Source organism: Pseudomonas sp. LBUM1657, assembly GCF_059716075.1.
The window spans coordinates 2,499,585-2,512,123 of record NZ_CP166799.1 but is presented as its reverse complement, the minus strand read 5'-3'; the positions used below and the strand labels follow the sequence as shown (position 1 = coordinate 2,512,123).

Here is a 12,539-nt window from a genome sequence, read left to right as displayed (position 1 = left end):
ATCCTGCCTTTGTCACTGAATCACGCTTGCATACACCGACCGATCAACATTCCCGCCGGACAGGATCACCCCTACCCTTTTTCCCACCATCGTTTCACGCTCCTGAATAAGCGCCGCCAGGGCCGCCGCACCTGCCCCTTCAGCGAGGTTGTGGGTATCGGTGTAATACACGCGCATGGCCTCGGCAATCTCGTCATCGCTGACGGATACGATTCGTGCCGCAGCCGCCGCGTAGATGGCAAAGGCGGCGGGAACCGGTTTGCGCACGGCAAGGCCGTCAGCGAAGGTATTCGCCGTGGCGGTTTCGAGGATTTCTCCAGCTTCAAACGACAACCTGGCGGCCGCAGCCTCAGTGGAAACCACGCCCACCACCCGGGTTTTCAAGCCCAGAGCGTCGCGGGCGGCGATCACCCCGCAAATTCCCGATCCGCATCCAATCGGCACGTAGACGGTATCCAGATCCGGCGCGGCCTTGAACAGCTCCAGCGCATAAGTGGCCACGCCTTTGACCAACTCGACATGGAACGGCGGGACCAGATAGAGGCCATGCAATTGCGCCAGGCGCGCGGCCTCTTCACGGGCTTCATCAAAGTCGCGACCACACTCGACCACTTCGCCGCCAAAGCCGCGCATGGCATTGTTCTTTTCTACCGAATTACCTTGCGGCACTACAATCAACGCCCTCAAACCGAGCGCGCCGGCCGCCAGCGCGAGGCTCTGGCCATGGTTGCCGCGGGTAGCGGTGACAATGCCCTTGACGTCTGGGTGCACGGTTTTGAGCCAGTGCATGAAGGTAATGCCACCACGCACCTTGAAAGCGCCGGTAGGTGTATGGTTTTCGTGCTTGACCCACACAGTGCAACCCAACCGGTCGGCCAGCAGTGGCCAAGCGTACTGGGCAGTGGCAGGCATTACTTGGTACACGTGGCGCGCCGCTTGTTCGATATCGTCGCGAGTCAGTCTGTGCATGAGTCGTCTCCCTGAGGTTTTGCCCAGTCTAGACACGGGCGAATCTCGCCGGCTTTCAAAAAACTGACCTGACTTTTGCCTACCCTCTTCATTACTATGGTGCTCATGAACCGTCGAACCCGCCTCCTGCCCCCGACCCAGCCTGAACCGGTCCGTCGTATCGAGGCTGGGCCATGGGCGATCGAGTTGCTGCCCGGCGCCGCTTACGCGACACGATATGTAGCGACCCAGGCGGCGATTGGTTTTGCCTTCGATAGCCAGCGAGGTCTGCACGCCATCGGCAGCGATCGAGTACATCCCTTCGACGCCATACCCAATGGCTTGGCGTTCGTCCCTGCTGGTTGTGATGTGTTGTCCGAATCACCCAGGGGCGGTGAATATCTACGGGTGATACGCACCGACGGTGTTGCGTTGGCTGGGGACCGTGCATTCAACAATCGTATTGATCAGCAAGCCATTACCCTCGCGCTGCGAATGCGCGCAGCGCTGTTACAGGCCTCAGTGGAGGACGATTGGGAGGCATGGGCACTCGCATTGGCTGAACGGGCGAAGGACAACGTAGCGTTGTCGGCGCCACCCCAAGGCTCCATAACCGGTGGCCGGATGCGTCTGCTCGACGAGTTCATTGATGCTGGCCTCGCGGGCCCGTTGGATGTACAGGCGATGGCGGGGTTACTTGGATTGTCCGAAGGGTATTTCATTCGAGCATTCAAGAACGCAATGGGCAAAAGTCCACATAGCTATCTGATTGACCGACGCCTTGCCAAGGCCCGCGCACTGATGCGCGATTCGACAGCCCGGCTGGCGGAGATCGCCCTCACCTGCGGTTTTAATTCCCAGGCGCACATGGCGACCACTTTCAGGCAACGCCTTGGAGTCAGTCCGGCAAAACTGCGTAAGTAGTCGAGTCAGTATGTCCCTTCCCGCACCGACCGTCTGACCTCAGCCTGTATGGCATAAGCCGGCGCCTCCACAGCATTGAAATCTTGTGTATACCGCTGGGCAAATCCCTCTACGCCCCATTCCAGATACTGCTGCACATGCTTTAACTCGTGAGCCCAGAGCGCGATGTTCTGTTCTGCGGTTTGAGCGTCCCGGAAGAGAATGATGTCGATCAGCGTCACGGCACCGACATCGGGGTTTTGCAGCATGGCGGTAGCAGCGCTGAATTGGCCGTTGTCGCTCACTTTGTATCGCGCGGTATCGAGGACGCCGGGGTCGTACCAGCGCAGCAGTTGCTCCCGGATGTGCGGCGGAATGGGTTGGCTACCGGCGCTGGCTGCTTCGGAACGGGCTTGGGTCAGCCACAGCGCCAGGGCGGGTGCCGCAATCTGGTAGAGGCCATTAATCTGTCCCAGGTCTGGCAGGCAGATGCAGCCGTCCAGGCACACTTGTTTCTCGCCGGCTGGACAGGCGTTGGTCTGGGCTGGCACTTCAAGAGTCAGGCAAAGAACAAACAGCGCCACCAGGCGCGTGGTGATGGGCGGCATTGGGTGCTCCAGGGACGGACGCAGCGCGAACAGCGGGTCACCATTGATCGACGGCCCGCAAGCTTTAGCGTAGTCCCGAACCAGGCGCCCCCAAGATAATCGCAGGAAGGCAATCGACCAATAGCTGTCGCTTGCTCCAACTGTGCGGCGCCTTTGGCTCTTTCATCCGACCAGACACTGATCCGCTTCAGCCAGGATTGCACTGTCGCTCATCACACAGGTAGTATTGAGAACGATTCACACTAACATCTGGAAAGACGACCAGTGCAATCTCCTCCATCCCGTAAGCTGGGATTCTTTTTCAGCGATCATCATCGTTGGCTGCTGCAGCATATTCATCGACATCTGCGCAATCACGCGGATGCAGAGGACACCGCCGCCGATACGTTTTGCCAGATGCTGGTGGCACGCGTCGATCCGGACAGTATCGAACAACCTCGTGCTTACCTTTCGACCATTGCTCGCCGGCTGATCTTTGACCGTCATCGTCGGCGCAAATTGGAGTTGGCCTACCTTGAGCGCTTGTCCGTTCTGCCCGAGGCGCTGGCCCCCTCCCCCGAAGAACAGCTGCAGCTGATCGAAGCCCTGGTGGCCATCGACCGGGCTATCGACGGATTGCCGATGGTCGTCAAGGCTACGTTCCTCTATAGCCAACTGGATGGTCTGAGCTATGTCGCAATTGCGCAGAAGCTGGGGCTGTCGGAGCGCACTGTCAGCCGTTATATGAAACAGGCTTTGCGTCAGTGCTATCTATGCGAAATATCGCCATGAGCAAGCCACGCCTGGACCCTGTCAGTGAGCAGGCCATCGACTGGATGGTAAAGCTTCGCGCCGGTACGCCCGATGCCGCACTGCAAGAACGGTTCAACGCATGGCTGGCGATGGATCGTGCGCACAGCCAGGCCTGGGCAACATTACAGGAGCGTCTCGGCGGTTCGTTCAACACGGTTCGCGCGCTGGATCGACGCTTACCCGGTCACGCCGGCGAAGCCCGCCAAGTGCTATTGCAGCCTCAGGGTTCGCGCCGCGACGCCCTGCGCGTGATCGCCGGTCTGGGCCTGCTCGGAGGCGGTATGTGGCTAGGCGCACGGAGTCAGCTGGGCGACGCGCTGCTGGCTGATCTGCACACTGGGCGCGGCGAGCGTCAGAGTTTCAATCTGGCCGACGGCAGTCGCCTGAGCTTGAACGCCAACAGCGCGGTGGATCTGCGCTTCGATGACAAGCAACGGCTGGTGATCCTGCGCCACGGTGAACTGGTGATTGAAGTGGCGCCCGATCCCCAACGTCCGTTGCGCGTGCGCACCGCTGAAGGTGAAGTGCGCGCGTTGGGTACCCGATTCCTCGTTGCCCAGGAACGAGATGCCAGTCGACTGGTGGTATTGCAGCACTCGGTCGAAGCACGGTTGTTCGATGGCACAGTGCGAGTTGTGCAAGAAGGTCAGTCGGTTCTGCTGCACGCCCGGCAAATTGCCCTCGTCAGCGGCGATCAGCGCCAGCGCGCCGACTGGCTGAGCGGGAGGCTGAATGTGCTGGACGAATCCCTTGATCAAGTGGTCGACGCCCTACGCCCTTACAGTCGCGGTTTTGTGCGCGTGGCTCCCGAGGTTCGAGGCTTGCGCGTCCAAGGTGTGTTCCCGCTTGATGATCCCGACCGGGCGTTCAGTGCTCTGGCGGAAACCCTGCCTATACGGGTGGATCGCTACAGCCCGTGGTTGACGCTGATTGGCTCGAAGTAAAACGGTGAAATTTTTTTTGTAAATCGATCTTATTTGTGTCCGGTTTTCATTTCTCATCCCACCTATCTCCTGACACTTCCAAACAAACAGGAGAATGTTGTGTTCAACACATGGCCCCACGCCCTTTCCGTCGCCGTTGCCCTGGCAACCCTGGCGAGCCCTGCCCTGGCGCAAAACTTGACCTTCAATCTGCCGGCCGGCCCACTCGCCAGCACGCTTAATGCAATCGCCGGCCAGAGCGGGCAAATCATTTCGCTGGAGCCATCGCTGGTGCAGGGCAAACAGGCGCCATCGGTGATCGGCCAGATGCCGGTCGAGCAAGCGATGCAGAAGGCACTGTCGGGCAGCGGCTTGCAGTTACGCGTGACGGATCAAGGCAACTTCAGCGTCGAACCGGCCCCGGACAACAACGCGGCGCTGCAATTGGGTGTCACCAACATCGTTGAACGCAGCACCGACGCCACCACCGAAGGCTCGGGCTCCTATGCCGCGCGGGCAGTGACCATCGGCAAAGGCACTCACACGCTCAAGGAAATTCCGCAGTCGGTCACCGTGATGACCCGCAAGCAAATGGATGACCAAGACCTCACCGATCTCAAGGACGCGGCCAACAAGACCACCGGACTGGTCGGCGTTCAAGGCGTAGGCAAGGGTATGATCCTGACCTCCCGCGGTTTCCAGATCGATGACTGGCAGTACGACGGCGTACCGATCCCGCGCAACACCTATGCGCTGGGCAATTGGGCTACACAAGACCTGATCTTCTTTGATCGCATGGAAGTGCTGCGCGGCGCGTCAGGCTTGCTTCAGGGCACCGGCAGCCCCGGCGGCGCAATCAATCTGGTGCGCAAGCGCGGCCAGAACGCCCCGACCGTGACCGTCACCGGCAAGGCCGGCTCCTGGGATCACTACGGCCTGCAACTGGATGCCGGTGGGCCGCTGAACCAAACCGGCACCGTGCGTGGCCGTTTCGTTGCCGACGAAGACCAAAGCGATTCATTCATCGACTACGAGTGGAGCAAGACTCACTCGCTCTATGGCGCACTGGACATTGATCTGCGCGACGACACCACACTTGGCCTGGCTGTCAGCCATTCGGATGCCGAGTCACGTCCGATGATCCGCGGCTTGCCTCGCTACGCCGACGGCAAACCCATCGATCTGTCGCGTTCAACCTACACCGGCGCGCGCTGGAACCATTCGGAAATCGATGTCACCACCGTCTATGCCGATCTGGAGCACCGTTTCAACGACGACTGGGCCTTCAAGGTCGGCGCCGTGCGCATGACTGAAGACAACAGCGCGAAAAACCAACGGCTGCAAAGTAGCGGCAATGGACTCCAAGCCGATGGCAGCGGCGTGCAATACGCCGACTTCGTGACGGATTTCGATTCAACCAAGATCGGTCTGGACATGAACCTCATTGGACGCTTTGAAGCCCTGTCCATGCAGCAGGAAGTCATGCTGGGGGGCAACTATGCCAAGTTGACCTCGGATGACCGCTTCGCTCGAACCTTCAATAACAGCACTGACACGATCTTCGGCATTGATCACAACCGTCCCGAAATCAGCTACGACGGTTTGCTCAATACCCCCGGTGGTCGTGCGACGCCAAGCAAGTACGACATACGCCAGAAAGGCCTGTACGGCAGTTGGCGGGTCAAGCCGTTCGAGCCGCTGACCGTCGTGCTCGGCGCCCGGGTCAGCTGGTACGACTACAGCTACAAGTCATGGACCCAGGCCGCGTTCAGCGACGTTGCTATCGCCGACCCTGAAAGCAGTACCAACGAAACCGGAGAAGTAACGCCCTATGCTGGCATCGTCTATGACCTGAACCGCGAATGGGCGGTCTATGCCAGCTACACCGATGTATTCGAACCACAAACCTCCCGCGAGGTGAGTGGTTCGGTGCTAAAACCGGTAATCGGCAGCAACTATGAAATCGGCCTCAAGGGAGAACTGATGGATGGCCGGGTCAACACCTCCCTTGCCGTGTTCCGCTATGACCAGGAGAACCGTCCCGTCAACGACCTGGCTTCGGGCTTCGCCTGCGATGGTTGGTACTGCTCGACGGCATCAGGAAAAGTTCGCAGCCAAGGGATCGACGCAGAGATCAGCGGCGAAGTACTCACCGGCCTGCAACTCTTTGCCGGTTACACCTACAACACCACCAAGTACCTCGAAGACCCGGTCAACGAAGGCAAGGTCTTCAGCACATGGACGCCTAAACACATGCTGCGGGTCTGGGGCGATTACCAGTTCAGCGGTGACTGGAACCGTGTCAGCACTGGCCTGGGCTTCACGACCCAAAGTCATACGATGGGCTACGAACACACGTTCGACGTGCCAGGTTATACCGTGTGGAGTGCCCGCGTTGGCTACCAGCTCACGCCGGAGATCGGATTGGCGCTAAACGCCAACAACCTGTTCGACAAGCATTACTACACGGCGGGATACAACCAACTCAATGGCAACAACAACTTCGGCGATCCGCGCAACGTGATGTTCAGCGTGAAGTACACCCCGACGTTCTAACACTGAATAACGTGGTTCGATCCCGATCTCTTGGTGCGAACCCGGCCGCAATCCGTTTCTGGCGCAGCTATCGGCCAGAAGCGGACACCGATCCGGCATCCTCGTACGAAAGCCCCGACTCAAAAAACTCCACGAAGCAGCCGAGCGCCCTCGATTTCCACTTCCCTTCGGCTACCGACATCAAAGCCACAGTGCGCTGCATTAGCCTGCCATTTGTCCTGATGGGCAGGCCGTACCCTTTGACCGTGACGACAAACATGCGTGGATCAACTTGCGCCAAAGGCGCTCAGGGCTCAACGAATGGCAGAGGTGCGTCGGTATCACGGCGAACAGAAAAGACATTCAGGGTCATCGCAACCAGTGCGTAATATCCGAAGAGACCTATCAGCTCGACGACAGCGGGCTCTCCAAATGCTTGTACCGCTTGTGCGTAAAGACTGTCGTCGACACGGCGAGTTTCGTACAGCGTCTTGCCCACTCGATAAACCAGCCGTTCATCCTCCAGGGTGAATTGCGGGAGTGTCTGCTGACGCAGCGCCTCGATTATTGGATCAGCCAGACCCGCCGAGCGCGCGATCGGTTCATGAATCTGCCACTCGGCCTGGGACTGCCACCATGAAGCGGTGAACAGGATTGCCAGTTCGGTCAAACGCAATTCCAGACGAGTGCCATAACGGCAGAACGCGCCCAGTCGCTGTGCATGGTTGGCCAGTTCCGGGCTATGAATCCAGGCCAGGAAGGGGCCGTCCAGATTGCCTCGCGGGCCGCTGAGGATCTCCTTGAGAACCGCGCGCTGGGCCTCATCCATGTGTGCTTCGTCCAGCGATGTCAGACGCGATTGAATAGCCATGACGATAATTCCTCAGAGACCTTTAAGCGTGATATTGACGGCGCTCAAGAGTTTGTCAGCGATCTCATCGAGGTGATGGTCCTCAAGAATGAACGGCGGAGCCAACAGAATGTGGTCGCCATACTGCCCGTCGATGGTTCCACCCATCGGGTAACACATCAGGCCTTCAGCCATGGCGGCTTTCTTGAGTTTGGCGTGCAATTTAAGCGCGGGATCGAATGGCGCCTTGCTGTCGCGATCGGCCACCAACTCAATGCCATGGAATAAACCACGCCCCCGAATGTCCCCGACATGAGGATGATTGCCCAACCGCTCGACCAGACGCGTGCGCAGCCCCTCGCCCAGTTGGTTGACCCGCGCCAGCAAGCCGCGCGACTCGATGGCTTTCTGTACCGCCAGTGCTGCGGCGCAGGCCGTGGCATGACCGATATAGGTGTGGCCATGCTGGAAAAACCCAGAGCCATTGGCGATGGCGTCGCGGATTTTCTTGCTCACCAGGGTCGCGCCGATCGGCTGATAACCTGCGCCCAACCCCTTGGCGATGGTGATCAGGTCCGCGGTAATCCCCTCCTGCTCGGCAGCGAACAATGAGCCGGTGCGGCCCATGCCGCACATGACCTCGTCGAGAATCAACAGAATGCCGTGGCGATCGCACACCTCGCGGATTCGCTTGAAATAGCCAGGCACTGCGGCGACGGCTCCCAAGGTCGCGCCAACCACGGGCTCGGCAACAAACGCCATGACGTTTTCAGCCCCCAGACGCAGTATCTCGGCTTCCAGTTCGGCGGCCAGGCGTACGCCCAAGGCCTCTGCGGTTTCCCCCTGTTGTTGCTCGCGGTAGGCATAGCAAGGGCTGACATGACTGACGCCGATCAGTAGCGGTTCGAACTGCTTGCGTCGCCATTCGTTACCTCCCGTGGCCAGCGCACCGAGCGTATTGCCGTGGTAACTCTGCCGACGGGCGATCAGGTGCTTGCGCTGTGGCTGGCCAATCTCGATGAAATATTGGCGGGCCAATTTCAACGCGGCTTCCACCGATTCGGAACCACCCGAAACGAAGTACACCGATTCAATCCCTTCAGGGGCGCGGGCCACGAGAAAATCCGCCAACTCCTCCATCACTTGCGTGGTGAAGAACGAAGTGTGCGCATAGGCCAACTGGCCGACCTGCCTGCGCACAGCCTCGATGACATCGGGATCACTGTGGCCCAGGCACGACACGGCAGCACCGCCACTGGCGTCCAGGTAGCGGCGACCGTTGCTGTCGATCAGATAGGGACCATCGCCTTGAACGGCCATTGGGTAGCTTTGTGTAAGGCTGCGATGAAAGACGTGGCTCATGATCCCCTCCCGGTTAGTGAGGCAAATAATATGTGCAAAACCCATAATTGCAATATTTTTTTGCGCTAAAAAACCTGACCGCTTCTCTTCTCAACCCCCTTAATCACTAGTCCCTGCTGGCTAAAAGGCAATTAAACACGACAATATCGCCACGCAAAAAATATTTGCACTAACAAAAAATGCACGTATATTTTGCTTCAAAGCATACGTTTCGTGCGCCTCCTCTTTCAGGTGGCTAGCCGGGCTAAAAACAAGAACAGTGGAGTGAATCTCGCAAATCACTCGAAAAAATTGACTGCCGCTATCCCAACCGCCCCAGGCTCGCCCCGGGGCTTGTATTCCCCTGAAGAGAAAATACGCATGAAGAACTTTCTGAAGGCATCACTGGCTGTAATGGCACTGATTACCGCGTCGGGCTCCTTTGCCGCCAGCAAGGAATTGCTCGTGGCAACAGACACTGCGTTCGTTCCTTTCGAGTTCAAACAGGGCAACGAATACGTTGGCTTCGATATCGACCTGTGGGCAGCAATCGCCAAAGAAATGGGCGTCACCTACAAGCTCAAACCGATGGATTTCAACGGCATCATTCCCGCCCTGCAGACCCGTAACGTTGACCTGGCGCTAGCCGGGATCACCATCAAGGAAGAGCGCAAGCAGGCCATCGACTTCTCCGATGGCTACTACGACAGCGGCTTTCTGCTGATGGTCAAAAGCGACAACGACACGATCAAGGGTGAAGCGGACATCGCCGGCAAGACCCTGGCCGTGAAAAGTGGCACCTCGGCAGCCGACTATGCCAAGGCCAATCTGAAGGCGAGCGACCTGCGCCAATTCCCCAACATCGACAACGCGTACCTGGAACTGCGTACCGGCCGCGTCGATGCAGCCATGCACGATACGCCCAACGTTCTGTACTACATCAAGACGGCCGGTGAAGGTCAGGTCAAAGCCGTCGGCCAACAGATGATGGCCCAGCAATACGGCATCGCGTTCCCCAAGGGCAGCGAGCTACGCGAACAAGTCAACGTCGCGCTGAAGAAAGTCCGTGAAAACGGAACGTATGCGCAGATCTATCGCAAGTGGTTCGGCACCGATCCGCAATAACCCCTGCCCTTCACTCAATAGAGAATTCAGCATGCATTTCCAATGGAGCGCCATTTGGGATGCGCTACCGGTCCTGCTCGAAGGCGCCAAACTGACCTTGTGGATTTCGATCCTGGGTTTGATCGGTGGCGCCATCATCGGCGTAGTCGCGGGCTTTGCCCGCGCCTACGGCGGTTTTTTCAGCAGCCGTGTTGCGCTTGTGTTTATCGAACTGATTCGTGGCACCCCGATCATGGTGCAGGTCATGTTCATCTACTTTGCCCTGCCGATGATGATCCCGGTGCGCATCGATCCGTTCAGCGCAGCGGTGGTAACCATCATGCTCAACTCCGGCGCTTATATCGCGGAAATCACCCGCGGCGCGGTGTTGTCGATCCACCGGGGATTTCGCGAGGCCGGGCTCGCGCTCGGTCTGTCGAAGCGAGACACCTTGCGCTACGTCATCGCACCGCTGGCATTCCGGCGGATGATCCCGGCGCTGGGCAACCAATGGATCGTCAGCATCAAGGACACCTCACTGTTCATAGTCATTGGTGTCGCCGAGCTGACCCGCCAGGGTCAGGAAGTCATTGCCGGTAACTTCCGCGCGATGGAAATCTGGTCAGCGGTGGCGATCATCTACCTGATCATTACGCTGGTACTGAGTCACGTGCTGCGGCGCATGGAATCGAGGCTGAAAATCCTATGATCGACTTCAAAGGAGTCTCCAAGCACTTCGGCAGCACGCAGGTGCTGCACGACATCAACCTCCAGATTGCCAGCGGCGAAGTGGTGGTCATTATCGGCCCTTCGGGGTCGGGAAAATCGACGCTGCTGCGCTGCATCAACAAGCTTGAGGAAATCACCGAGGGGCAGTTGATGGTCGATGGCCTGGAGGTCAATAACCCCAAGGTCGATGAACGACTGATTCGTCAGGAAGCCGGCATGGTCTTCCAGCAATTCCACCTGTTCCCGCAGATGACTGCATTGCAGAACGTCGCCTTCGGTCCGGTACGGGTGCGTGGCGCCAGCCGCAAGGATGCCGAGAAGCTCGCCGCCGAACTGCTGGCAAAAGTCGGTCTGGCGGACCGCGCCAATCACTACCCTTCCGAGCTCTCCGGTGGGCAGCAACAGCGAGTCGCGATTGCCCGGGCACTGGCGGTCAAACCCAAGCTCATGCTGTTCGACGAGCCGACCTCGGCGCTGGACCCGGAATTGCGGCATGAAGTGCTGACCGTCATGAAAGCGTTGGCAGAAGAAGGCATGACGATGGTGATCGTCACCCACGAAGTGGACTTTGCCCGCAAGGTCGCCACTCGCCTCATTTTTATCGACAAGGGCCGCATCGCCGAGGATGGACCGCCAGCCGAGTTGATCGCCAATCCGCCCAGCCCGCGCCTGCGGGAATTTCTACAGCACGTGTCCTGAGGAGATGTCATGACGTTGTCCCACATTCATCTGGATGGAAACGCGCACGCAATCGGTCATGCCCTGGGCGTCTTCGGTCGTGATGCGGTGCTCCGGCACTTGCGCCCCCTGGCACTCTGGCAACACCTTACTTCTCTGGCACACACACCGAAAGCCGTGCAGATGCGTCAGGCGGTGCAAAAAGATTTTCCTCGTTACTGGCAGGAACTCGAAGGGCTGGCGGCCGGTTTGCAATTGCCGCTCGATGAAGTGTTCATGTGGAATTGCCGGGGTGACTATGTGCATCAGCAGAGTGTGGATGGCTGCACCACACTGTTCGGCCCTGCCAACGGCGGTATGTTGATCGCCCACAATGAAGATGGCTTTCCTCAACTCAGGGGCCACTGTGCACTCGCGCATGTCAAACCTGAGTCGGGGCTGGCGTTCAGCAGCTTCGTCTACCCAGGCTCCCTGCCTGGACACACCCTGGCCGTCAACGAGTGTGGTCTGGTGGCGACCGTCAACAACATCCGCCCAGTCCATATTCCAGCCGGTGTCCCTCGACAGATTCTGGGGCGTGCAACCCTCGATGCCCGCTCCATTGATGAGGCAATTGCCATAGTGACCCGCGCCGACCGCGCGGGGGCTTTTCACCATACCTTTGGCCAGGCCGGAAGCAGCCGAGTGGTCAGTGCCGAGGCCAGTGCCGAAGGCAGCAACGTCAGCGAAATTCAGCGACCAAGTGGGCATTCTAACCATCTGATCGCGCCATCGCTGAGTCGACTCCAACAGCGCATTACCGCCAGCTCCGGTGCCCGGCAACTGTGTATTGACCAACGTCTGGAGCAACTGCCAGGTGATCTGGACGCCGATATATCGCTCAGTATTCTGCGTGATACTTCGGGTGGACACCTGCCGGTATACCGCACCGCTGCCGATGATCCGGATGAAGAAAACACCCTGGCCACGGGGGTCTTTTTGATCAGCGCCAACGCCGTGGAGTGGCGGATTTATACGCAGCCGAACACTGACCAACCAGACATTGAAGGCGTTGTGCCTCTCTCGCGGTAGAATGGCCAATTTTCACGCGTCGCAGCATCGATCACCCGAACACTCAAGGTGGAGTGG

12 protein-coding genes are annotated in these 12,539 nt (G+C 58.8%); 8 read left to right on the top strand and 4 right to left on the bottom strand.

Features of this window, described 5'->3' with window-relative positions:
- Positions 1-12: 12 nt before the first annotated feature.
- Positions 13-969, bottom strand: coding sequence for a threonine dehydratase (locus ACA055_RS11555; RefSeq protein WP_497683738.1), 957 nt, complete (start codon positions 967-969; stop codon positions 13-15).
- Between the two features lie 96 nt (positions 970-1,065).
- Here ACA055_RS11555 and ACA055_RS11550 point away from each other — a divergent pair, with 96 nt between their 5' ends.
- Positions 1,066-1,872 carry a helix-turn-helix transcriptional regulator gene (locus ACA055_RS11550; RefSeq protein ID WP_497684389.1) on the top strand — a complete coding sequence of 269 codons (807 nt, stop codon included), beginning with the start codon at positions 1,066-1,068 and terminating at the stop codon, positions 1,870-1,872.
- Positions 1,873-1,877: 5 nt separating this feature from the next.
- Here the strand turns inward: ACA055_RS11550 and ACA055_RS11545 are convergent, their stop codons facing one another.
- Entirely contained in the window at positions 1,878-2,459 is a 582-nt protein-coding gene (locus ACA055_RS11545) for an eCIS core domain-containing protein (RefSeq protein WP_497683737.1), read from the bottom strand.
- Positions 2,460-2,723: 264 nt separating this feature from the next.
- On the opposite strand from ACA055_RS11545, the gene ACA055_RS11540 reads away from it, so the two are divergent.
- The 3 genes from ACA055_RS11540 to ACA055_RS11530 all read left to right on the top strand — a co-directional run bounded on the left by ACA055_RS11540 (position 2,724) and on the right by ACA055_RS11530 (position 6,730).
- The gene (locus ACA055_RS11540) at positions 2,724-3,230 is read left to right on the top strand and encodes a sigma-70 family RNA polymerase sigma factor (protein ID WP_497683736.1); all 507 of its coding nucleotides are present in this window, start codon (positions 2,724-2,726) and stop codon (positions 3,228-3,230) included.
- On the top strand, positions 3,227-4,195 hold the full coding sequence (locus ACA055_RS11535; RefSeq protein WP_497683735.1) for a FecR domain-containing protein: 969 nt from the start codon (positions 3,227-3,229) through the stop codon (positions 4,193-4,195). The genes ACA055_RS11540 and ACA055_RS11535 overlap by 4 nt, the downstream gene beginning before the upstream one ends.
- A 99-nt stretch (positions 4,196-4,294) precedes the next feature.
- Positions 4,295-6,730: a TonB-dependent siderophore receptor gene (locus tag ACA055_RS11530; protein WP_497683734.1), complete on the top strand. Its 2,436-nt coding sequence runs from the start codon at positions 4,295-4,297 to the stop codon at positions 6,728-6,730.
- Between the two features lie 286 nt (positions 6,731-7,016).
- Here ACA055_RS11530 and ACA055_RS11525 read toward each other — a convergent pair whose 3' ends face one another.
- Positions 7,017-7,580 (bottom strand): carboxymuconolactone decarboxylase family protein, encoded by a 564-nt coding sequence (locus ACA055_RS11525; protein WP_497683733.1) that lies wholly within the window; start codon positions 7,578-7,580, stop codon positions 7,017-7,019.
- 12 nt (positions 7,581-7,592) lie between these two features.
- Complete coding sequence (locus ACA055_RS11520; protein ID WP_497683732.1) at positions 7,593-8,921, bottom strand: aspartate aminotransferase family protein; 1,329 nt, start codon at positions 8,919-8,921, stop codon at positions 7,593-7,595.
- Positions 8,922-9,281: 360 nt separating this feature from the next.
- Between ACA055_RS11520 and glnH the strand changes: the two genes are divergently transcribed.
- The 4 genes from glnH to ACA055_RS11500 are packed head-to-tail and all read left to right on the top strand — an operon-like array spanning position 9,282 to position 12,482.
- A complete protein-coding gene (glnH, locus tag ACA055_RS11515) occupies positions 9,282-10,025 on the top strand; it encodes a glutamine ABC transporter substrate-binding protein GlnH (RefSeq protein ID WP_497683731.1) in 744 nt (247 codons plus the stop codon).
- Positions 10,026-10,056: 31 nt separating this feature from the next.
- Positions 10,057-10,713: a glutamine ABC transporter permease GlnP gene (glnP, locus tag ACA055_RS11510; RefSeq protein ID WP_497683730.1), complete on the top strand. Its 657-nt coding sequence runs from the start codon at positions 10,057-10,059 to the stop codon at positions 10,711-10,713.
- Complete coding sequence (gene glnQ, locus ACA055_RS11505) at positions 10,710-11,432, top strand: glutamine ABC transporter ATP-binding protein GlnQ (RefSeq protein ID WP_497683729.1); 723 nt, start codon at positions 10,710-10,712, stop codon at positions 11,430-11,432. The genes glnP and glnQ overlap by 4 nt, the downstream gene beginning before the upstream one ends.
- A gap of 9 nt (positions 11,433-11,441) precedes the next feature.
- On the top strand, positions 11,442-12,482 hold the full coding sequence (locus ACA055_RS11500) for a C45 family autoproteolytic acyltransferase/hydrolase (RefSeq protein ID WP_497683728.1): 1,041 nt from the start codon (positions 11,442-11,444) through the stop codon (positions 12,480-12,482).
- Positions 12,483-12,539 lie beyond the last annotated feature (57 nt).